Origin of the sequence: Vibrio sp. SSH13-20, from assembly GCF_040104475.1 — a bacterium.
GTDB lineage: Bacteria > Pseudomonadota > Gammaproteobacteria > Enterobacterales > Vibrionaceae > Vibrio > Vibrio harveyi.
The window spans coordinates 153,784-176,214 of sequence record NZ_JBECOU010000005.1 but is presented as its reverse complement, the minus strand read 5'-3'; the positions used below and the strand labels follow the sequence as shown (position 1 = coordinate 176,214).

26 protein-coding genes are annotated in these 22,431 nt (G+C 42.5%); 5 read left to right on the top strand and 21 right to left on the bottom strand.

The features are described from left to right. Window positions 1-9: 9 nt before the first annotated feature. From ABMY42_RS15910 to ABMY42_RS15855, 12 genes are all read right to left on the bottom strand, one after another. Complete coding sequence (locus ABMY42_RS15910; protein WP_114092359.1) at window positions 10-642, bottom strand: NeuD/PglB/VioB family sugar acetyltransferase; 633 nt, start codon at window positions 640-642, stop codon at window positions 10-12. Next, window positions 643-1,518 (bottom strand): formyltransferase family protein, encoded by an 876-nt coding sequence (locus ABMY42_RS15905; protein WP_050936151.1) that lies wholly within the window; start codon window positions 1,516-1,518, stop codon window positions 643-645. Further along, complete coding sequence (locus tag ABMY42_RS15900; RefSeq protein WP_349266535.1) at window positions 1,511-2,251, bottom strand: SDR family oxidoreductase; 741 nt, start codon at window positions 2,249-2,251, stop codon at window positions 1,511-1,513. Before ABMY42_RS15900 ends, ABMY42_RS15905 begins: the two co-directional genes overlap by 8 nt. A 5-nt stretch (window positions 2,252-2,256) precedes the next feature. Further along, window positions 2,257-2,472 carry a phosphopantetheine-binding protein gene (locus ABMY42_RS15895; RefSeq protein ID WP_021453150.1) on the bottom strand — a complete coding sequence of 72 codons (216 nt, stop codon included), beginning with the start codon at window positions 2,470-2,472 and terminating at the stop codon, window positions 2,257-2,259. Next, on the bottom strand, window positions 2,473-3,540 hold the full coding sequence (locus ABMY42_RS15890) for a ketoacyl-ACP synthase III (protein WP_050932724.1): 1,068 nt from the start codon (window positions 3,538-3,540) through the stop codon (window positions 2,473-2,475). It abuts the gene before it with no gap. Between the two features lie 3 nt (window positions 3,541-3,543). Further along, entirely contained in the window at window positions 3,544-3,738 is a 195-nt protein-coding gene (locus tag ABMY42_RS15885; protein ID WP_161782023.1) for a phosphopantetheine-binding protein, read from the bottom strand. A 37-nt stretch (window positions 3,739-3,775) separates the two neighbouring features. Then, a complete protein-coding gene (locus ABMY42_RS15880) occupies window positions 3,776-5,311 on the bottom strand; it encodes an amino acid adenylation domain-containing protein (protein ID WP_256902009.1) in 1,536 nt (511 codons plus the stop codon). Window positions 5,312-5,338: 27 nt separating this feature from the next. Further along, entirely contained in the window at window positions 5,339-6,424 is a 1,086-nt protein-coding gene (locus tag ABMY42_RS15875) for a DegT/DnrJ/EryC1/StrS family aminotransferase (RefSeq protein ID WP_322851252.1), read from the bottom strand. Window positions 6,425-6,454: 30 nt separating this feature from the next. After that, the gene (gene rfbA, locus ABMY42_RS15870; protein WP_050936155.1) at window positions 6,455-7,327 is read right to left on the bottom strand and encodes a glucose-1-phosphate thymidylyltransferase RfbA; all 873 of its coding nucleotides are present in this window, start codon (window positions 7,325-7,327) and stop codon (window positions 6,455-6,457) included. Next, window positions 7,327-8,391 carry a dTDP-glucose 4,6-dehydratase gene (gene rfbB, locus ABMY42_RS15865; protein ID WP_009698947.1) on the bottom strand — a complete coding sequence of 355 codons (1,065 nt, stop codon included), beginning with the start codon at window positions 8,389-8,391 and terminating at the stop codon, window positions 7,327-7,329. The genes rfbA and rfbB overlap by 1 nt, the downstream gene beginning before the upstream one ends. 146 nt (window positions 8,392-8,537) lie before the next feature. Continuing rightward, the gene (locus tag ABMY42_RS15860; protein ID WP_349266534.1) at window positions 8,538-9,248 is read right to left on the bottom strand and encodes a 3-deoxy-D-manno-octulosonic acid kinase; all 711 of its coding nucleotides are present in this window, start codon (window positions 9,246-9,248) and stop codon (window positions 8,538-8,540) included. A gap of 24 nt (window positions 9,249-9,272) precedes the next feature. After that, complete coding sequence (locus ABMY42_RS15855) at window positions 9,273-9,677, bottom strand: diacylglycerol kinase (RefSeq protein ID WP_005449346.1); 405 nt, start codon at window positions 9,675-9,677, stop codon at window positions 9,273-9,275. Between the two features lie 104 nt (window positions 9,678-9,781). On the opposite strand from ABMY42_RS15855, the gene ABMY42_RS15850 reads away from it, so the two are divergent. From ABMY42_RS15850 to ABMY42_RS15840, 3 genes are read left to right on the top strand one after another with little or no spacing between them, the layout of a single operon-like run. Further along, window positions 9,782-10,867 (top strand): glycosyltransferase family 9 protein, encoded by a 1,086-nt coding sequence (locus tag ABMY42_RS15850; protein WP_349266533.1) that lies wholly within the window; start codon window positions 9,782-9,784, stop codon window positions 10,865-10,867. Window positions 10,868-10,905: 38 nt separating this feature from the next. Beyond that, window positions 10,906-11,673 (top strand): glycosyltransferase family 2 protein, encoded by a 768-nt coding sequence (locus tag ABMY42_RS15845; RefSeq protein ID WP_009698950.1) that lies wholly within the window; start codon window positions 10,906-10,908, stop codon window positions 11,671-11,673. After that, entirely contained in the window at window positions 11,670-12,458 is a 789-nt protein-coding gene (locus tag ABMY42_RS15840; protein WP_005535598.1) for a glycosyltransferase family 2 protein, read from the top strand. The genes ABMY42_RS15845 and ABMY42_RS15840 overlap by 4 nt, the downstream gene beginning before the upstream one ends. 48 nt (window positions 12,459-12,506) lie before the next feature. Here ABMY42_RS15840 and ABMY42_RS15835 read toward each other — a convergent pair whose 3' ends face one another. From ABMY42_RS15835 to ABMY42_RS15795, 9 genes are all read right to left on the bottom strand, one after another. Then, window positions 12,507-13,442 carry a glycosyl transferase family 90 gene (locus ABMY42_RS15835; protein WP_069686759.1) on the bottom strand — a complete coding sequence of 312 codons (936 nt, stop codon included), beginning with the start codon at window positions 13,440-13,442 and terminating at the stop codon, window positions 12,507-12,509. Further along, a complete protein-coding gene (gene coaD, locus ABMY42_RS15830; RefSeq protein ID WP_005449352.1) occupies window positions 13,429-13,911 on the bottom strand; it encodes a pantetheine-phosphate adenylyltransferase in 483 nt (160 codons plus the stop codon). Before coaD ends, ABMY42_RS15835 begins: the two co-directional genes overlap by 14 nt. Window positions 13,912-14,007: 96 nt before the next feature. After that, window positions 14,008-14,817: a bifunctional DNA-formamidopyrimidine glycosylase/DNA-(apurinic or apyrimidinic site) lyase gene (gene mutM, locus ABMY42_RS15825; protein ID WP_349266532.1), complete on the bottom strand. Its 810-nt coding sequence runs from the start codon at window positions 14,815-14,817 to the stop codon at window positions 14,008-14,010. Window positions 14,818-14,920: 103 nt separating this feature from the next. Beyond that, complete coding sequence (locus ABMY42_RS15820) at window positions 14,921-15,397, bottom strand: hypothetical protein (protein WP_349266531.1); 477 nt, start codon at window positions 15,395-15,397, stop codon at window positions 14,921-14,923. A gap of 69 nt (window positions 15,398-15,466) precedes the next feature. Then, complete coding sequence (locus tag ABMY42_RS15815; protein ID WP_017817195.1) at window positions 15,467-16,999, bottom strand: phosphoethanolamine transferase; 1,533 nt, start codon at window positions 16,997-16,999, stop codon at window positions 15,467-15,469. A gap of 87 nt (window positions 17,000-17,086) precedes the next feature. Beyond that, window positions 17,087-17,257 (bottom strand): 50S ribosomal protein L33, encoded by a 171-nt coding sequence (gene rpmG / locus ABMY42_RS15810; protein ID WP_004410866.1) that lies wholly within the window; start codon window positions 17,255-17,257, stop codon window positions 17,087-17,089. A 13-nt stretch (window positions 17,258-17,270) separates the two neighbouring features. Next, window positions 17,271-17,507 carry a 50S ribosomal protein L28 gene (gene rpmB, locus ABMY42_RS15805; RefSeq protein ID WP_005384783.1) on the bottom strand — a complete coding sequence of 79 codons (237 nt, stop codon included), beginning with the start codon at window positions 17,505-17,507 and terminating at the stop codon, window positions 17,271-17,273. Between the two features lie 303 nt (window positions 17,508-17,810). Further along, window positions 17,811-18,485: a DNA repair protein RadC gene (radC, locus tag ABMY42_RS15800; protein WP_005449356.1), complete on the bottom strand. Its 675-nt coding sequence runs from the start codon at window positions 18,483-18,485 to the stop codon at window positions 17,811-17,813. A gap of 113 nt (window positions 18,486-18,598) precedes the next feature. Next, window positions 18,599-20,272 (bottom strand): methyl-accepting chemotaxis protein, encoded by a 1,674-nt coding sequence (locus ABMY42_RS15795; protein ID WP_029788917.1) that lies wholly within the window; start codon window positions 20,270-20,272, stop codon window positions 18,599-18,601. A 207-nt stretch (window positions 20,273-20,479) separates the two neighbouring features. Between ABMY42_RS15795 and coaBC the strand changes: the two genes are divergently transcribed. Together coaBC and slmA are read left to right on the top strand one after the other, a co-directional pair. Further along, window positions 20,480-21,682: a bifunctional phosphopantothenoylcysteine decarboxylase/phosphopantothenate--cysteine ligase CoaBC gene (gene coaBC, locus ABMY42_RS15790; protein WP_005449360.1), complete on the top strand. Its 1,203-nt coding sequence runs from the start codon at window positions 20,480-20,482 to the stop codon at window positions 21,680-21,682. Between the two features lie 156 nt (window positions 21,683-21,838). Beyond that, window positions 21,839-22,429 (top strand): nucleoid occlusion factor SlmA, encoded by a 591-nt coding sequence (gene slmA, locus ABMY42_RS15785; RefSeq protein WP_005449362.1) that lies wholly within the window; start codon window positions 21,839-21,841, stop codon window positions 22,427-22,429. Window positions 22,430-22,431 lie beyond the last annotated feature (2 nt).

Below are 22,431 nucleotides of genomic sequence, written 5' to 3'. Positions count from 1 at the left end.
TAAGAAGAGTTACATCTTTTTAGCAGGATTACCTAGGACTGTGGTATTTGACCTCACCTTGGTAAACACGACAGACCCCATGCCAACTGTAGCATCATCTGCAACTTTGACTTTAGGGTGGATAGTTGCTCCGGAGCCAATCAATACTCTCTCACCAATTTCTACATAACCATTGATGGTATTGCTACCCAATAAAGAGGTATAACGACCAATTTTGACATCATGTCCAATCGCACAATTACAGTTTATAAGCGAAAAGTCACCTATAACCACGCCAGGAGATATACTGCAGTTTGGGTTAATAATGACACCTTCGCCTATCAAAGAAAACGGACTCAACACTACACTAGGGTGGATAAACGAGATAGCATTGCCACCTTTATCTTTCAATATTTCGGCAATACTGGCGCGAGCATAACCTTCCCCTCCAAATGCCAAAATAAAATCGAACTGTTCAATATCATCCAGCATAGAGATTGATTTTACTTCGTGCCCATAAAATGTTGTTTCTGGTACAAAATATTCGTCAGTCACACAAAAACACAAGAAACGTTCACGAATATCATTTACATCTTGTATCCAGCTGTACACTTCCGCAGCTAGACCACTAGCTCCAAATATAATAATTGGATTAGACATCATTTATCCCTGCTCAATCTCGATTTTGTCAACCTGTATTTTTAATAAGCCAAACTCATCACTTATCACGATGCTATTTTCACTACTATTTACAGACTTATCGCTTGGTTCATCAACAAACTGATAAGTACGCACAAAGTATCTATCACCATCATTGTCAATTTGAGCCTTAGGAAAAACTTTAAAAGGTCCGTAATCCAATGCTCTCAATATGCGATAGTTCTCTATCGTTGATCGCTGTATATCTAGCCAGCCATTCCCAGGAATATCTTTGGAAAGGTACAGATAGTCATACCTCAATGGCTGTTTAGTCAAGCAAGGCGTACTTCCTGTTTGCAACAATTCAACAATTACGCTTGAAAAGGCTTCCAGCCCAGCATGCATACATTTATGAGCGACTTGATATGCTTTGTCATGTTTATCAACTAATACATCCGAGAAAGCAATAGCCTCACCAGTATCTACACCTTCATCAACATAATGCCAAGTGACACCTGTTTTCTCTAATTGATGAAAAATAGCCCAACTAGGTGCGTTTCTTCCTCGTAAGTTGGGTAAAAGTGCATTATGAAAATTAATAATAGTTACGTTCTTTAAAGTCAGTAGCTTCCCTTTAAAAAGGTAGTTGTTATTCGCACTGATGATTAACGTATTACCAGACAGCCACTTGAGTAACGAGGACTCGATTTCTTCTTTCGTATGCTTAAATTGATATGCGACGCCGTGTTTTTGAGCAAATGACTCAAGAGTAGAAAAAGGTTGCATCTCTGTCTGTAACAATTTCAGCGTCACATCATATTGAAGAAGCGTGGAAGCAACGTCTTGAGCTATCTTACCAAAACCGATAACGATTACGGTTTCAAACTTTAATTTAGACACTGCGCCCCCCATCAATCACAAGATCTAAACCAGTCACCCAGCGAGACGCTCTGCTACTCAAAAAATAACAAGCCTCTGCAACATCTTCAGGTTTGCCTAAACCTAAAGGATATAGGTTATGTAACTTCTCAAGCGCTATTTCGCCCAAATCAACCGCTACATCTTTTGTATGCTTGGTCTCTACCCAGCCAGGCGAAACGGTATTTACTCTGATTTTACGTGGGGCTAATTCTCTAGCCATTGATTTACTTGCAGAAATCAATGCACCTTTTGCTGCAGAATAAGCAACTAATCCTGGCTCACCAACAAAATGGGCAATGCTAGAAATCAGTGTAATACTTCTATCCTGAGACTTATCTGAATATAAAGCATTCGAAAAAAGCTGGCAAAGGAGCAAGTGACTATTCACGTTCGTTTGCATAGTCAAAAGAAGTTCTTCATCCGATACTAACTTCAACGGTAAGATTTTATGATAGCCCGCAGCACAGATAAGATCTGTAATTTTACCTTGCTCGGTAACAATCTTTTTCAGCAGTGGTTTTAATGAGGAAGGAGACTTCAAATCCCAGACATAAGTGGCCGAGGAATCGTTTCCTAAAGATTCCTCAGCGATTTTAAGACTCTCTTCATTACGTCCAAGAAGGATCACAAAGTTTCCCTCTTGAACATGTTTGTGAGCAATACTCAAGCCAATGTCTGAAGTCGCTCCTGTAATAAGAACTTTTCTTTTCATCGAAATTACTGAGGAAGTAGCTCGAGCAATTGACCCACAGTTTTTCGTTCGATTAAATCACCGTGCCCAATTTCTACTTGATATTCATCTGCGAATAAAGTGATAAGAGATAACTGGGCTAAAGAGTCCCATTCTTCCGTTTCTTGATATTCAAAATCAGGGGTTAGCTCTTCTACTTCCAACTCTAGGATCTCAGCTAGTTCTTCCAAAAAAACAGTCATTTATACATCCAACTTAATTAGTTTACATAGTGTAAGTTCATTGATATCAACCAAGGTCGCACCCCAACTCAAACCTACACCAAAGCCTGATAATAGTGCTTTTTTACCCTCAAAGCCCGAATTCTTCATCCAAGATGATAAAATCGACATTGGAACAGTTGCGGACGAAGAGTTACCATAAATAGTCACTACCTCTGAAGGTAACTGCGCTTCCGTTACCTTCAGCGCCGAACGGAAACGATCCAAGATAAATTTGTTTGCTTGATGAAAGAAAAAGTAGTCAATCTCTTCTGGTTTTGCGTTCGTTTCAATAAACTCTTTAATAAAATTGATTACCGTTGTTTGAGTAAACGTAAAAACGTCTCTACCTTGCATGACCAAATGTTCAGAACAACGCCAATTCCCTTCCTCATCCTCAGCAAGCGTGGCAGTATCAGAGGTACAAGGGCTTACCATACCACCTGATGGGATCATTAAAGCTTTTGCGCCTTTGCCATCATGCTTGATCTCTAGAGGAGCCTTTACGTTTTCCGCTCTTTTTTCTATTAAAGTGATAGTAACCGCATCCCCAATAAGAGGGTATGAGTTACGATCTTTTAAAGAAACCTTACGGCTTAAAACATCACCAGCAATTAGTAAAACTTTTTGCGCATCACTATTACGGATTAGGCTAGAAGCTTCAAACAAGCCTCGAATGTAACCATTGCAACCATCGTTGATGTCCATACAGTAACAATCGGTTTTAAAGTCAAAAGCGCCATGTACTATCGAAGCTGTTGACGGAATAGGATAATCAGGTGTTTGAGTTACCACAAAAATACCATCAACATCCTGATAGTCACACCCAAGAGTAGTTGGCAGGTCCTCAAGCAGCGGAAAAATCATATCAGTAAGCGCCGTTTCTTTTGAAACAACATGATGTTGATTGTATCCCATCAGCTTCTTCAACTTTTTAGAGCTCTGCTCTGTGTGTGAGTAGTTTTTTATCTCATCATCAAAGTAAGAAATATGCTTTGGAACGGCTGCGACTATCCCTTTCAGTGAGATATTGCCAATATCACTTTTCATAAATTAACCTTGAATCGTTTTAAGATACTCACCAATAACATGCGGCGAAACAAAATTCTCAGGAACCAAACCTTCACCAGGAATTGAAATAGCTAGCTGAGCTTCAATCTCACTTACTAGGACTAACAAATCAAAAGAGTCCAGCAGACCTGATTCAAAAAGCTCAGTATCTTTAGCAAACTCATGTTCTGGTTTCATTGTGGTTAGGATTGCTATAATTTTTTCACACATACTACTATTTAACCTTTACAAATTCTTGTAGCGCTTTCTCTGAAAAAGCTTTTCTATTTAGCTTACCATTTGGCGTAAACAGCATTTCTTGTACAAAGCCAATCTTGCTTGGAATCATATACTTCGGTAAGCGTTTCGTCAGTGCAACTTTAAGCTCAACTTCACTCATCGAACTACTGCATTGAACAAAAGCATAAAGCACTTTATCTTCTGATAGATAACCAACAACACACTGCTCAACAGCATCTAATTCCATGACTTGAGACTCAATTTCACCAAGTTCTATACGGTAGCCATTGTGCTTAATCTGGAAGTCTTTTCGACCGATATAATAAATTAAACCATCAACAAATCTAACTAAGTCCCCAGTACGATAGATCATGTCAATGTATTTATCTTGAAGAGGGTTTTGACAAAATACCTCTTCCGTTTTCTCTGAGTTAGCCCAATACCCAAGCGCTAAGCTAGAACCTCGAACGCACAATTCACCTTCATCACTACGCTGGTCATTTTCATCTAGGATTAAAATACCTGAATTATGGCAAGGGAGCCCTATCGGTAAGCTATCACCCTCCCAGTCTGACGGCACATCATAGTAGGTACAATCAACAGTAATTTCTGTTGGTCCGTACAAGTTAGAGTAATGAGCTTTAGGATGCTTATCTAGCCAGTACTTAATCGTCTTCGCTGGCATTACTTCCCCAGCAAACAATACATTTTTCAAGTCTGGCAATTGAAACTGATCGAGTAACTTCAGATTAGCAATATTTACAAGCAATGAAGGAACCCAGAAGATCGTCGTTATTGCTTTTTCTTTTAAATATTCAAGTGTTTTCTGAGGAAAAATAAACACGCTTTCAGGGATAACGTGCAACTCTGCCGCATTCGACAGCGCCAAATAGATGTCTAGAGTCGAGTTATCAAAGAATAGTGGTGCTTGACTACCAATAATATCAACCTTGCTCACTTCATAGGCAGAATTAGCCCAGTCAATATAATCAATAACACTAGAATGGCAAATAGTGACACCTTTTGGTGTGCCCGTAGAGCCTGAAGTAAAAATTATATAGCATGGGTCTCTATCAATAACGGCTTGATTAAACTTTTCGATATCAACCCAAATATCTTGTGTAGGTAGCTTAGATGCCGGTATTTCATCGATATTAATAGTTGAAATTGAACTATCTAGTTCTAATGAATTTAATACATTTCCTGACGTTTCATCATAAAGAACAATACAGTCTTGAAGGTTAGATAAGATCTTTAGTAGTCGCTCTTTAGGCGAGTTAATGTCTACTGGACAGTAAATTCCTCCAGCCATTGTCGCAGAAAAGATCATGGACAGTGCGTTTACAGACTTTTTCGCAAACACGACAATCGGCTTGTTTAAACTTCCCTGTTCTCTTAGTTGCAATGAGATAGCATATGACTTTGCTGTACTTTCTGCATAAGTCAAAGAGTGGCTCGAATCCGAAACACAATTATTTTCTGGATATTTCAGCGACGATGCTTGTAGATACTTCAGGATGCTATTTCTCATCTTATACTCTCTTTTTGCAACCATTCATTATTTTTTAAGTATTTGTTTTATTGTACTTACCATTGATTCACGCAAATCAAAATATATAGGCAAGCATAAGATTCTTTTACTGATCGAGCGACTAACCTCACATGGAGTTCCTTCATGACCATAACTATCAACGAGATCTAAACTCGGATAAAAGTACCTTCTTGGAAAGATGTTATTCGCTTCCAAATCAGCCTTAGCTTTAAGTAATGACTGCTCCGAATCAAACACAATTGGTACATACGCGCCATTAGGTTTTGAGCTATCCAACCAATTTTGCATTTGGAAAACATCAGAAAGATGAGTTTGATAAGTTTGCCATAAGCTTCTTCGCTTGGTCATGATACTTTCTATGTCATCTAGAACACAGTGACCCATAGCTGCTTCAAACTCATTCATCTTGGCATTGGTTCCAACACCTTCTATCGAATCCGGTCCCGTTATTCCGAAGTTAATCATGGAGCGTACTTTCGCTGCTAGGTCATCACATTGCGTAATCACAGCCCCCCCCTCTATCGTGTGGAATAACTTTGTAGCATGGAAACTTAATGTACTAATATCACCGTACGTTAATACACTTTCATTATTTAGCTCCACACCAAAAGCATGAGCGGCATCATAGATAACTTTTAAACCATACTTGTTTGCGATAGCTTGAATTTCATTGACGTTACATGGGTTACCAAACACGTGCACTGGTACTATTGCAGACGTTTTTTCTGTAATAAGGGCTTCTATTAAATCAGGATTAATATTGAAGCTATCATTTTCAATATCGCAAAAAACGGGGGTTAAGTTTTCCCAACTAAGCGTGCTTGTAGTCGCAGCAAAAGAGAAAGGTGTTGTGATCACCTCTCCTGTAAGATTTAATGCTTTATAAGCAACCTGAAGTGCTAATGAGCCATTTGCGACTAATATAACATGCTTAACACCAAGGTATTCAGCTAGTCGAGATTCTAACTCATTAACAAGAGGACCACTATTGGTCAACCACCCACTCTCGTACACCCGGTCAACATACTGTTTATATTTATCTTTTGATGGTAAATATGGTTTTGTTACAGGAATAATTTCACTGCTCATCATTTAATATCTCATTGCAATTAGCGACCAGTATTATTTTTGCTCAATCACTAACTCGGAAAGGTAACGCCCGTAATCATTTTTTTGCATTGGTTTCGCAATAGCGAGTAGTTGGTCGTTTGTTAACCAACCATTACGCCACGCAATCTCTTCTAGACATGCAACTTTTAGACCTTGAACATTCTCAATGGTCTGAACGAATGAAGATGCTTCATGAAGGCTCTCGTGCGTCCCTGTATCTAACCAAGCGAAACCACGACCTAGTAATTGAACATTCAGGTTGCCTTGCTCAAGGTACATCTGGTTGAGAGTCGAAATTTCTAACTCCCCTCTCATGGATGGTTTCACCTTCTTCGCTAAGTCTACAACTTGGTTATCATAAAAATACAAGCCTGTAACGGCGTAGTTTGATTTCGGTACTGCTGGTTTTTCTTCAATCGAGATTGCATGCATATCAGCATCAAATTCTACTACACCAAAGCGCTCAGGGTCTTTGACTTGATAACCAAATACTGTCGCTCCATGATTTTTCATCGCAGCTTGCTGTAAGATCGGCGTGAAGCCCTGTCCATAAAAGATATTGTCGCCTAGTACTAAGCACACAGAGTCATCACCGATAAACTCTTCTCCAATAATGAATGCTTGAGCTAGACCATCTGGCGTGGGTTGGATTGCGTATTGCAGTTCGATACCAAAGTCAGAGCCATCACCAAGCAAGCGCTGAAAACCTTCTTGGTCTTCAGGAGTGGTAATCACTAAAATCTCACGAATACCAGCAAGCATAAGTACTGACAGTGGGTAGTAGATCATTGGCTTATCGTATACAGGCAGTAACTGCTTAGAAACGCCTCGTGTGATTGGGTATAAACGCGTACCAGAACCACCAGCAAGAATAATACCTTTCATTATTCACCCGCTCCTAGTCGTTCAAGACTGTATGAGCCATCAAGCACACGTTGCCACCATTGCTGGTTGTTTAGATACCATTCAACGGTTTTTCGAATGCCACTTTCAAATGTTTCTTCAGGCGTCCAGTTCAGCTCTCGAGCAATTTTTGTTGCATCAATTGCATAGCGTACATCATGACCTGGTCGATCTTTCACATACGTGATCAACGATTCATAAGATTCAACACCTGCAGGTTTGTTTGGTCGAAATTCTTCAAGTAGCGAGCAAATGGTTTTCACGACTTCAATATTCGCTTTTTCATTGTGACCACCGATGTTGTATGTCTCGCCAATTTCACCTTCTGTCACGACTTTGTAGAGTGCGCGAGCATGATCTTCGACGAACAGCCAATCACGGATTTGCATACCATCACCGTACACAGGCAACGGCTTGCCATCCAAGGCATTCAAAATCATCAGTGGGATCAGTTTCTCTGGGAAATGGTAAGGTCCATAGTTGTTCGAGCAGTTGGTCACCAACGTAGGAAAACCGTAAGTGCGTTGCCACGCTCGAACAAGATGATCGCTGGACGCTTTAGAAGCGGAGTACGGGCTACTTGGCGCATAGGATGTAGTTTCAGTAAACAAATCATCCGTACCTTCTAGGTCACCATACACTTCGTCGGTAGAAATATGATGGAAACGGAAAGCGGCTTTGCGAGTCTCATCCAGTGTCGACCAATATTGACGAGCCGATTCAAGAAGGTGATACGTCCCCATGACATTGGTTTCAATAAATGCCGCAGGTCCATCAATGGAACGATCTACGTGCGATTCAGCCGCAAGGTGCATCACGAGATCAGGTTGATGCTTTGCAAATACGCGATCAAGCTCGTCACGTTGACAGATATCAACATGCTCAAAATGGTAACGTTCACTATCCGATACTTCCGCTAAGGACTCTAAATTGCCAGCGTAAGTCAATTTATCTAGGTTAATGACGGTATCTTGGGTATCACGAATGATGTGTCTTATGACTGCAGAGCCAATAAAACCAGCACCACCAGTTACTAGTATTTTCATTATGAACGTTACCTGCTTAATATTGTGCTCACGTAAAGCACGAGAAATCTTGTTTAATTGTAGTTAAATGTGCGCTTAAACTACGCCACTTGGCTTACCTTAATAAGATAGCCAAGTCTAAATTTTTGATTGTTCGTCGTTGGCACCTAACGACTTAAAGAGTACGCATTTTCAAGCACAGCGAAGTCGCTTTCTTGCCAATGTATTTGACGTTTGTTCAGCTCTTTCAGAAACGAGCGCTTCAAACGCTCTAAGTTGCCTTGCTTCCAATCACCATCCGGTTGCTGAGAGCATTTATCAAAATCGATGATCCATACCTTTTCTTGCTCATCAATTAAGATGTTGTGAATGTTCAGATCGGTATGGTTCACGTTGACGTTGTGCATCTTGGCAATTTCTTGCCCTACCTTCTGGTACATCGCTTCCGGTAATGGGTTTTCTTGCAAAATACTGACCAAGTCTTTGGCATTGGGAATTCTTTCGCTCAAAAGATCCGCTTGGTAAGTTAAGCCAGTTTTAACTGCGCGCGCAGCAATCGGTCGAGGGACATTCACACCAGACTCAATCAGTACTCTGAGCAGATTAAACTCTTGTAGGCTACGAGTCTGCTCCCATCCAGTAAACCAATAGTGATCTTCAACCAACTTGCCAAATAAACCACCACGGCGATAATGACGCAAAGCAGCTTGCATAGTATCAAGTTGAACAAACCATGTGGTTCCACGTCCGGATGCGCTGCCCACCACTTTATCTTGCTCTTGCCAATATTGGGCATCAAACAACGCTTGGCTTGGGTCAGTGATGATTTCATCATCAAACCACACCATGCTATTGCCTTGTTGATAACTCTGAGTCATGTCTAAAGTTGCCGTTAGGTTTTATTAAAAGTAGTGGCTGATAAGAATATACAGCCATGTAAAGCCAGCAAAAAATAGCGCAACCATCACTGCGGCTGAGCCAATGTCTTTTGCTCGCCCACTCAGTTCATGATGCTCGACACCAATTCTATCAACAACGGCTTCAATGGCAGAGTTAATCAGTTCAACGATAAACACTAACACTACAACGCCTAACATGAGAATGCGTTCTACAACACTTAAATCAAATACACACACCAATGCAATCGCAAGTACCAGCATGGCTAATTCTTGCCTGATGGCTGCTTCATGTTTAAACGCCGCTTTCAGCCCTTTTGCAGAATATCCAGCCGCTTTGATGACGCGCGTCAAACCCGTGTTTCCAGGTTTACCTGAGTTCAATGATTGGTGTTGTTTTGTCTTTGACATTAAGAGGGGCTCGTCAGTACTCATTATAGAAGCGGTGTATTTTACATTTATTGGGGATGTCTGCATAATTTACCTGCATCTATTTATCTTATCAGACAATAACTATGTTCACTTCTGCCCCTTCTTCACTCTGTATATTACGTTTATCCGCCATCGGCGACGTTTGTAATACCATCGCGACGGTTCAAGCGATTCAAAAACAATGGCCTGATACCCATATCACTTGGATTACTGGCAAGCTTGAAGCTCAATTGCTGCAAGCGATAGATGGTGTTGAAGTGATTGTGTTTGATAAAAAAGCAGGTCTTGATGGTTATAAGTCATTGTGGAAGCAGCTCAAAGGACACAAGTTCGATGCTTTGCTTCATATGCAATATGCCATTCGAGCGAGCGTGGCGACGTTAGGTATTAAAGCGAAGTACAAACTTGGGTTCTCTTCTGACCGTAGCCAAGACTTTCAAACTTTGTTCACCAATGTCAAAGTTCCTTCACCAAGCTCTTTGCATGTTGCGGATGGTTTAATGGCGTTTGCCCATCAAATTGGTGTGCCTCAATCAGAACTTACTTGGTCATTGTCGTACTCAGAGCAAGATGCTCTCTGGGCAGAAACTAAGATTTCAGAAACTAAGGTCTCGAAAACTCAGCGCCAAGCTGATAAACCGAATCTATTGTTGGTCCCGGGGGCAAGCAAAGCTTATAAGAACTGGAACGCAGAAGGTTATGTTGATGTTATCAACCACGCTCGAGAGAAAGGCTGGAATGTCATCTTAGCGGGTAGCCCAGCGAAAGTAGAGGTCGACTTAGCTGAGCGCATTCAATCTTTACTTACAGAGCCTTGCTTAAACTTAGTTGGCGAAAGCTCCATCATGCAAATGCTGGCACTGATTGATAAGGTTGAGATGGTGATTGCACCAGATACTGGTCCTGCTCATATGGCAAGCGCGATGCAAACCCCGATTATTGGCTTGTATGCTCACCATAACCCTGTCCGTGTTGGTCCTTATAACTATTTGAAATACGCCGTTTCAGTGTATGAAGAGACCATTTTTGCAGAGACTGGAAAAACCAGCCAAGAGCTAAGCTGGCGAACGCGAGCAAAAGATGAAAAAGCGATGAACCGTATCACGAGTGATCGTGTCATGGTTATGTTTGATCAAGTCGTAGAAGATTTGTATCCCCAATATCAGTAAACTCCCCCTATATAAGATTGTTTAAGAAGGAAACCAACTTGTCTAAACCAACTTTAGCCGTTGCCTTAATCGTGAAAAATGAAGAGAAGCACCTACAAGCTTGTCTAGACACAGTGAAAGATTGGGCTGATGAGATTGTCCTTCTTGATTCAGGCAGTACTGATCGCACTGAAGAAATCGCCAGACAATATACCGACAAGTTTTACACCAACTTGGAGTGGCCAGGATTTGGCAAACAGCGCCAACTTGCTCAGCAATACGTAACCGCAGATTATGTGCTTTGGTTGGATGCCGACGAACAAGTCACGCCAGAGCTGAAAGAAAGCATTTTAAAAGCCGTTGAGAATGACGAGCCAAACACACTGTACAAAGTGAATCGTCTGAGTGCCGCGTTTGGTAAGTTTATCTACCACTCAGGATGGTCACCAGATTGGATCGTTCGTCTCTACCGCACCAGTTATACCCACTATAATGATGCTTTAGTGCATGAAAAAGTCGAAGATAAAGGCTTTGCAATCAAGAAACTGGATGGCAGATTACACCACTATACGTACGAACACCTCCATCATTACATCAACAAAACCACAGGTTACCTCAAAGCTTGGACAGACGAGCGAGAAGGCAGGAAAAAATCCGGTCTCAGCACGGCAATCATCCATGCATTAGCCAGCTTCTTGAAGATGTACATTCTTAAGCGTGGTTTTCTTGATGGTAAGCATGGCTTCATCCTTGCGTGGTTAAGCATGCATTCTACCTTCGTTAAATACATCGACTTATACTTACGCGAACAGGCGAAAAAACAATGAAAACGACTTTAATTATTACCACTTATAACTGGAAAGAAGCCTTAAAATCCGTGTTAGAAAGTGTAAAGCGCCAAACCGTTTTGCCTGATGAAGTTATTGTGGCAGATGATGGTTCTCGTGAAGATACCAAAGCAATGATTGACCAAATGCGTGAAGGTTTTCCGGTTCCACTGGTACACAGTTGGCATGAAGACAATGGCTTCCAGCTTTCTATGAGTCGAAACCGTGCAATCGCTAAAGCATCAGGCGATTACCTAATCATGATCGATGGCGACATGGTATTGTCACAAACCTTTATTGAGTCCCACAAACGCGTGGCAAAACCAAATTGGTTTGTTCAAGGTGGTCGAGTTCTGACTGACGAAGCGTGCAGCCGTGAAATTATGGAAAACGGATTGGTTCCTTCTGTATTTAGCAAAGGGATCCGCAACCGCAAGAACTGCATCACAAACTCGCTGCTATCGAACTGGTTCTCATACGAACGCAACAACGATAAGGCGACTCGCGGCTGTAATATGGCGTTTTGGCGACAAGATGTTATCGAGGTGAATGGCTTCAACCAAGATTTTGTCGGTTGGGGACGTGAAGACAGCGAATTTGTTCATCGCATGCTTAACTCAAACAAGTCACGTCTTTACCTAAAATTCGCCGGTGTGGGTTACCACTTATATCACGTAGAAAACTCTCGTGCGTCATTGGGTCAAAACGATGAGATCTTAGATAACACCATTAAAAACAAACTTAAGCGTTGCGAAAACGGTGTTGACCAATTTCTAGAAGCGTAAAAACTTTAGAAGCTTATAAAAATATGAAAGGGGCGTTTCGCCCCTTTTTTATTGTTGTTGAGATAAGGTGAAGTACTTATCGGCAACCATCAATGAGATCAAACGCTCTTTACGTTTATCTTTAAACTGCTCAACCCATTGGTGCGCATTCTCAATGATCGCTAATGCTTCTTGCTCATTCGCTAAGTAATAGTCCATCTTTTCAGGCAAATCCGAATAATCATCCTTCACTTCAACATAGTGGATGCCAGCTTCTAGCTTACCTTCCATAAACCATGTTTCGTACTTAGGCTTTGACATAATAACCAATGAGTTCGAGGACATTGCCCACTTCAGGTTGGTTGCAACATCATTGCCTTCAATACACAACAAGAACTTGTATTGAAGCTGCTCCTCAATACTCATAAAGCCTTTTTCCCAAGGCTGTCCTTCTTGTGGTCGAGTCTGACCAATATTGCACTGCGGATGATCGTAGAAAGCATGAATTACCGTTTGACGGTGAGGCTGAAAACCGACGCCTCGCCACGCCACCATGTCTTTCTTATCTCGGTAGCTCATTTCGTCATCCACAAATTTAAAGTGACGAATTTGATTCAGCTTTAAAACGATAGAATTCTGATTGTCACCATGGATAGGACGACTTTTAATAAAGCTCGGCACATTAGGAATATGCGTCACATCACCATTGATGTAGTTAAACGTAAACTCAGATGGGAAATAGCGTATAACTTGGCGCGTATCGAAAAAATAAGTCCAACCTTTTGTTTTTTTGAACTCACCAATCTTAGCGTAACTCTGCTCTCGGCTATCGACCGAAAACAACTGTTCACACTTGTTGTAATAATTCACTCGCTCAAGACAGTACTGCTTCTCCACTTCATTCAGAGTCGAAAGTAAACGCTTTGCTTGCGCTCGATAGACAAAACGAGGGATCAGCATCGAGAGAGCGTTTGAGAAATAATAAGGAAACTTACTGTCTTTCATTTACTTTCTTCTCGATAGCCTTAGCCACTGCCGCAGGAACAAATTGCTCAATACTGCCACCATGGATGGCAACCTCACGTACGATGGTCGACGATAAAAAAGCAAACTCTTCTTCAGGGGTCAAAAATACACTCTCAATCCCAGGCAATAACTTGCGATACATGTTGGTCAAGCCAAACTCATACTCAAAATCGACCGTCGTTCTTAACCCACGAATCAATACTTTAGCCTGCTCTTGACGAGCAAAGTCCACCAGTAACCCAGAAAAGCCTTTCACTGTTACACCAGGTAAATGCGCCACTACCTCTTCCATCAAAGCAACGCGTTCTTCCAATGTGAACATCGTATTCTTTGAAGGGCTTGCTGCGACTCCGATAACGACTTCATCGAACATTTCATGGGTGCGCTCGATAAGATTTAAGTGACCATTGGTAACTGGGTCAAATGTTCCTGGGTAAATGACTTTCATAGGATGTACTGATTTATTCAAAACTGTATGAATTATTGAAGGAAAGGTCGGCGATTACAACTGCTTGATAGAAATACACCGGAGACGATCTTATTTCTACTGCTGACACACATTGCAAAAGAAGGTATTACGTTGCCCTATTTTCTGCTCTTGGAGCACTTCACCGCATTCTGGACATGGCTCTCCGGCTTTTCCGTAAACTAATAACTCTTGTGCAAAGTAACCAGGTTTGCCGTCCGCTTGGGCGAAGTCTTTAAGTGTAGTTCCACCTTGCTGAATCGCGATTTCTAACGTAGCTTTGATGTTCTCCACCAGTAATCGCCACTCTTTCTTAGTTAGTTTTCCTGCTGGGCGAGTTGGGTGAATGCGGGTTTTAAACAAAGACTCATTGGCGTAGATATTCCCAACGCCAACCACCACTTTATTGTCCATAATGAACTGTTTAACCGCAACACGCTTACCTTTGGCTTTGTCTGCCATATATTCAGCGTTGAACTCCTCGGTTAAAGGCTCAGGTCCCATATGATCTAATACGGTGTGAGACTCATTAGGAGCGCTCCAAAGCCAAGCACCAAAACGACGCGGGTCGTTGTAGCGTAGCACTTTGCCATTGGTAAGTTTAAGGTCAACATGATCGTGCTTTGCCGCAGGGAAGTCAGCGTCGAGTACACGCAATGATCCAGACATGCCAAGGTGAACAATCGCTGTACCTTGGTCAGTATCAATCAATAAGTACTTGGCACGACGACGAATATTACGAATAACCTGCCCTTCCAAAAGCTTAAGCTCTTGAGGAATATCCCAACGTAGCTTCGGAGTACGAAAAACAAATGCCTTGATCGCCTGCCCAATCATATGAGGGCTGATCCCCATTCGGCTTACTTCAACTTCTGGTAATTCAGGCATTTAACTCTCCTTAACAGCGTCAGAAACAACATTAGTGAGCGCTTAGCATAATAGAAAAGCAGCATGACAAACACAGTTTCAGCGAAAGGTTATTACGCAACTTTTACTTAGGCATGATGTAGTTGCCATCAACAGAAATGGCGATCCACTTGTCTTGCCAATTTTTAAATAGCCAAAAATCGTCAAGGCGGTAAAAGGTGATACGTTGTGGCTCTTCCAAACCTTGATACCAGACTTCGATGCTTTCCGGCGATGAAAGACGAGGCTTTAACTGTTCATACTGCTGAGAGTTGAGTTCTGTGCCTTCAAGTGATTGCCAGCGAGTCACTATTTCTTGTACGGGGATATTGGCTTTAATGTTGGATTGCCACTGTCCATTTTGCTTGTCTAATTCCCAACCAGCATAGTAAATGGCACTGACATCATGATCGGAGCGCAACAAGTTTGGATACGGATCCACTTGTTCATCGATAAGGTAGGTTTTGATCCAAGTTGGCACATTAAGGATCACCATGAACACGATGATGCCTAAGATTAGAATATTGTTCCAACGACGGCGGCGGTGCACCTTTTTAGACATAATTCACCTCATCGCGTAAATCAGCAGCAGCTTAACCAAGCTGCTGCTATTTAGAGAATCTACATTAAACTATGATTGAATCGGATCATCTTTTAACGTACTTAGCGGAACCAATTTACCTTCTCCATTATTCACTTCCGGCACATCCGCATGTGAAGAGAAGAAAGAAGGTAACGCATCCAACCTCTGACTGGAGACACCCATCAATTCAGAGATTGCTTTGATCATTGTGAAGCCATTACGTGGATAATCAACTACTTTTCGTTCATTGAAGTCCGAACCAATGACAAACAAAGGCACTTCGTAAGATTGTTTTACCGATGGATCATGACGCAAGTTTTCACCACTATTGCGATGCCCAAGTCCGTGATCGGAAACATAAATCAAGTTGTATGGCAGCGACTGCTTCCCAGCAAGTTGGTTAATTTTCTCTAGCATTGTGTCTGTTTGCTTTATCGACTCAATGTAACAAGAGATCTTGCTGCCATTGAAGTCAAACTCAACATCACCTTCCACACGATCACAGAAACCTGGGTGTGAGCCAATTAAGTGGATCACAATCAATTTTGATTTATCGTCACTCGACAGCGCTTTTTGAATGCTTGGCAGCAGTGTGCTGTCATAAACGTTCGAGTCTCTAAAGCTACCGCTGCGTGTAAAGGAAACATGCTCAGCATAGTTAGCAATTGAACTGATCCCGGTATCGAATTCTCCCATTCGACCCTGGTTAGAAATCCAATAGGTTTCCACACCAGCCATTTGCGCTAAGGTGTTGATGTTGTTATTCAGCTCAATATCAAGACCATCATTCATGGTGACGTAGCGCATTACCGAAGTGAACGTGTTCGGACCTGGGGACAAAAAGTTTGTCCAAAGCTGCCCTTTAGCCGTCGACATAAACGGCGTGTTTTCCATCGGCAGACCATACGCATTCATGTAGTCTTTTCGTACGCTTTCACCAATCACAAAAATGGTGTTCTTAGCCTCGCTCGGTGTTTTAGTAATTTGCCAAGAGGCTGGGATTTCACGTTGAGCCATGATCTCTGCATTGTATTGATGGTACATGTTGTACGAATCAAACCAATCAAAGATAAATCGAACTGGTGGGTAACGCATGTAAGAGAGCAATGCATGCGTGTAGTCGCTATTAACATTACGGTCTTTAATGGTGCGAATAGGCTTATCTAAGAGTAAGAACGAAAACAAGATCAGACAGAACACTGATGTTTTACGACCTTTAAGTTGTGGTACCCATTTGAACAGATAAAAGGACGCTGCAGCAAAAAGTGCCGCGACTGCCAACGTTTTGAGCTCCAAGTCATTAAAGAACTCAAGCGCTTCTGAAGGGTTGGTCTCAATCAGTGAAGAAATGATGGTCAAATTAGGATGACCATAATTCCAAGAAACAGGAATATAGAAAGTCGCAGTCACAGCTAACAAGGCATATACCCAGTGACCAATACGATGAGCTTTAAGAAAAGCAATCGTAATCGACATTAAGATAAGACAGTCCGCTTTTATTTCATAACCCAGTGCGGCACTAAACATCACAGCTAAGATAATTAATGCAACAAACTTCAAGGCTTGTAACCCTAAATGCATACTTACTTTACTCCTATAACTACAGCAAATAATAAAAAACCCAGCTCGAGAGCTGGGTTTTTTAAATCGTCAAAGAGACAAAATCAATTATTTGATTTTCGCTTCTTTGTACATAACGTGCTGGCGTACAACTGGATCAAATTTCTTGATCTCAAATTTGCCTGGCATGTTACGCTTGTTCTTATCAGTTGTGTAGAAGTGGCCTGTACCTGCTGAAGATACTAGACGGATTTTCTCACGAACGCCTTTCTTTGCCATTGCCTATTTCCTCTTAAACGTTTTCGCCACGTGCACGCATATCAGCAAGAACAGTATCAATACCCTTCTTGTCGATGATACGCATACCTTTTGCAGATAGGCGTAGTTTAACAAAACGTTTTTCGCTCTCTACCCAGAAACGATGAGTTTGTAGGTTCGGCAGAAAACGACGCTTAGTAGCATTTCGTGCGTGTGAACGGTTGTTACCCGTTACTGGACGCTTACCAGTTACTTGGCATACTCGTGACATGAATGTCTTCTCCAAAATCGTTTCAGCTCGATATCAACCTTGGTGGCCGAACCTCTCTATTTCTTGGAAAGAAGTTAGAGGTTAAGAACCGCTATGGAAAATCCATACAAGGCTATCAAAGGTCGCGCATTATACTAACTTGATATGCATTGCTCAAGACCCGAACAGATCCTTTTTACAGGTTTTCGTGATCTTTTTTTAGACAGCAGGTTTTTTCTAGCAGTCCAAGCTGAATTCAGTTAAAAATTTAGTGGCGAGGATGATAGCAGATTTTTAGCAACTAACAACCTAAAAAACGCACAGTTATATCCAACCTCTTTCGGCAAAAGAGACGCTTTCCCCATCTCCGATAACGAAATGGTCCAAAATCCGAATATCCACCAGTGCTAATGCATCAACTAAACGCCGCGTAATCCTTCTGTCTGCTTGGCTCGGCTCCGCTACACCAGATGGATGGTTGTGTGCCAGAATTAACGCAGCGGCATTATGGTGCAAGGCGCGTTTGACCACTTCTCTTGGATAAACTGACGCCGCATCGAGTGTGCCTTCAAATAAAATCTCATCTTTTATCACTCGATGCTGGTTATCTAAGAAAAGAATGTAAAAAGCCTCTCTTTGACGGTCTCTTAATATAGAGGAAAGGTAAAGTTTGGTTTGTTCTGGACTGGTTAACGCATCACCACGCTTTAATGTCTCAGCTAAATAGCGTTGCGTCATTTCCAAAACAGCTTGCAACTGCACATACTTGGCTTGCCCTAACCCTTTATGCTGGCAAAACTCTTTCTCTGAAGCCGAAAACAACTGGCGCAGTGATCCAAAGTCTTGAATAAGAAAGTCAGAAAGCTCTATTACGTTCATGCCTTGCGTGCCTGTACGTAGGAAAATTGCAAGTAACTCCGCATCCGATAGCGCTTGCGGACCGCGTTGCAGCAACTTCTCTCTTGGCATGGACTCATTAGGCAAGGTTTTCAGTGTCATTAGTCGGCTCGATTGATGAGTGAGCGCCTATTGCACAAAATAAAAAGCGAAAGTCGAACCTGACTTTCGCTTTTTTCGTTAGTTACTGCTTTTCTATGTAATCAAGCGATCCATCAAAGCTTGAAATTTCCAACCAGATCGTGAATTTCAGATCCTGACTGTGACAACTGAGTACTGATGCCTTCCGCATGCTGAAGTGTGTCATTAATACGATTCACGATTTGCTGAATCGCCACTAGATTCTGGTTGATGTCTTCAGCAACAGCACTTTGCTCTTCAGCCGCAGAAGCGGTTTGAATGCCCATATCTCGAATTGTTCCGATAGAATGGTGCACGCCGGACAGCGATTGCTGAATCATTGATGACTCTTCAACGGTCTTCGCGCCGCGCTCTTGGCTAGCCGACATAGTGGTCACCGCTCTCGAAACACCAGTTTGTAGTTGCTTGAGCATATCGCCAATTTCATGGGTGCTGTTTTGCGTTCGACTAGCTAACGAGCGAACCTCATCAGCCACCACAGCAAAACCTCGACCTTGCTCGCCAGCACGTGCAGCTTCAATCGCAGCATTCAATGCGAGTAAGTTGGTCTGCTCGGCAATTTCACCAATAACATCGAGCACCTTAGTAATCTGCTCAGTTTGTTGGCTCAGTTCTGCAATCGCATCAGAAGTACTGTTCACTTCATCGACCAGCTTGCTAATGCCATCAATCGCTTGATCGACTTCGCGCTGCGCCTCGGTCACTTGTTCGTTCGCATCGTCAATCGCCTGAGCAGTAGCATTGGTATTACTTGCGACCTCTTTTGCCGTCATGCTCATTTGTGTTACTGCTGTTACCACCTTATCAGTTTCGAGGCAGTGGTTTTGCATTTGAGCACTGGCTTGAGACGTTTGCTGATCCAATTGTCCAGAGACGCTTTGTACTGTATTGGCAGAGCGCTGAATGTCCTGCATTAGCGGATGAAGCTTATCCATAAACTCATTAAATGCCGATGCCACCTCACCGACTTCATCTTTACTTTCAATTTTCAGACGAGCCGTCAAGTCGCCGCCACCGGCAGCCACGTCTTGTAAAGAAGCGGCAATGTGTTGCAACGGAAGAATTCCTTTGGAGACGATGATGCTGGTAAGTACGCTAGTAATAATAAGCCCGATAACCGAGATTGTTACCGCTGAGATCGTATGTTCATTCAACTCTTGTGTACGCAGTTCACGCTGCATTGCCACTTGCTGATCAATATCATCAATATAGATGCCCGTACCAAGCACCCAGTCCCACTTAGACAAGTACTCGGCATAACCTAATTTTGGAGCTTGCGCATCAATAGTTGGTTTATGCCAAGAGAAATAAAGGAAACCATCTCCGTTCTTAGATGCATCAATCAGTCCGCCAATCACTGCTACGCCATTTTCATCTTTCAAGCCGATAAGGTTTTTACCTTCTAGGGATGGCTTAATCGCATGCAGCGTGTTGACCCCTTTCGAATCATAAGCAAAGAAATAACCGTCGCTTTCAAAACGCATCGCTTTGAGAATTTCTTTTGCCGCTTCTTTGTTATTGCCGTTTACGTCCGTATCGTAAAGCGGCTTTATCGCTGTAACACCCATCATCATGTAGGCTTGCAGCTCTTTTTTACGTGTATCAATCAGCTCTTGTCTATCTCGAGCTAATTCCGCTTCTAAGCTATTACTACCATTGATGTAATACACCACCGAGATCAATGTGGTGATCAACAACAAAGGGATCAGAGTCACCAGCAGCAATTTACTTCGACTTTTCAACACCATCTTATTCCACTACCTCATTATTGTTATTTTTCCCTTTCTATCTTGCAGAGCAAACAGAGATTGTCTGTGAAGTAAGCAAAAGTTTTATATAAGGCTCAGCAATTAATATTCGGTAGTTTGATATGGATTAGCTTCTGATCAGATTTGCGTGGGCGGTGAGAGATTCAGTTGTGCTAAACTCGTCGCCAGAAAAATTGGAGATCTCACATGCAAACACTAGCAGGAAAGAAAATTCTACTCGGCATCAGTGGCGGTATTGCCGCGTATAAATGTGCGGAGCTAACCCGTCGCCTAATAGAAAGAGGCGCACAAGTTCAAGTAGTGATGACCAAAGCGGCGAAGGAGTTCATTACTCCCTTAACCATGCAGGCAGTCTCTGGGCGTCCGGTGTCGGACAGCTTGTTAGACCCTGCGGCAGAAGCATCAATGGGTCACATTGAACTGGCAAAATGGGCAGATTTGGTTCTTCTTGCACCTGCAACTGCAGATTTGATTGCACGTATGTCGGCAGGCATGGGCAATGATTTGCTCACTACGTTAGTACTTGCGACAGATTCTCCTATCGCTGTTTCACCAGCAATGAATCAGCAGATGTACCGTAACGTCGCAACCCAAGAAAATATCGCAACACTGGCACGCCGTGGTATGCATATCTGGGGACCTGCGGCAGGTGAACAAGCATGTGGTGACATTGGTCCTGGTCGTATGCTAGAGCCAATGCAACTTGTCGGTTTGTGTGAACAGTTCTTCCAACCAAAACTGTTAGCAGGAAAATCAGTACTGATCACCGCGGGTCCAACTCGTGAAGCGATTGACCCAGTACGATACATCTCTAACCACAGCTCAGGAAAAATGGGCTTTGCATTAGCGAATGCCGCAGCACAGTTGGGAGCCAAAGTAACGCTTATCAGCGGACCTGTAAGCTTGAATACGCCAGCAGGTGTTGAGCGTATCAACGTTGCGAGTGCTCAAGAGATGCATGCTGCTGTGACAACTCACGCGCCTAACCACGATGCTTTCATTAGCTGTGCGGCAGTGGCGGATTACCGCCCAGAAAATGTAGCGTCTCAAAAGTTAAAAAAGACTGAAAACAACGACCAGATGACCATCAATATGGTGAAAAACCCTGATATCGTAGCGACCGTTGCCAATATGACTGAGCAACGTCCATTCACGGTTGGCTTCGCAGCCGAAACCAACGATGTCGCTACCTACGCTCGTGGCAAACTGGTGAAGAAGAACCTCGACATGATTTGTGCGAACGATGTATCAGTTGAAGGTCAAGGCTTTAACAGTAACGACAACGCCATCACCCTGTTCTGGTCGCAAGGCGAACTGGCGTTAGCATTGGAATCAAAAGAAGCATTGAGCTTCAAAATCTTAGAAAAGATGCATGATTTAATGCAATAACCCTTTCGTTTTCATCGAAAACTGGCACAAATTTGGTACAAACATGACAACTGAGGGTGTTAAAGCTCCCATTACACCCTCGCTAGTCTAGTTTGATGCCAAATAGCGTCTTATAATCCCCTCCGCTCAACTTTGTATTTTGAAAGGAAGTAACTAATGGCCGGCAGTAAAAAATCCAATCGTCGTGAAGAAATCTTGCAAGCTCTCGCACAGATGCTTGAATCTACAGAAGGCGCTTCACGCATTACTACGGCAAAATTGGCTAAGCAAGTCGGTGTTTCAGAAGCGGCACTTTACCGTCACTTCCCAAGTAAAGCTCGCATGTTTGAAGGCTTGATTGAGTTCATTGAAGAAGCACTCATGACACGTATCAACCGTATTTTGGATGATGAGAAAGACACGCTAGAACGCATTCGCTTGGTTATGCATCTTATCTTGGCATTCTCAGAACGTAACCCAGGTTTGACACGCATTCTTTCTGGTCATGCTCTAATGTTTGAAAATGAGCGCCTACGCGATCGCATCAACCAGTTGTTTGAGCGCATCGAAACGCAACTTCGTCAAATCCTGCGTGAACGTAAGATCCGTGAAGGTAAATCTTTCCCCGTTGAAGAGCGCATTTTAGCCGCTCAGATCCTAGGGCAAGTTGAAGGTAGCTTGAACCGCTTTGTTCGCAGTGACTTCAAATACCAACCAACGGCAAACTTTGACGAGTACTGGGCACTTCTTAGCGCACAAATTAAGTAGAG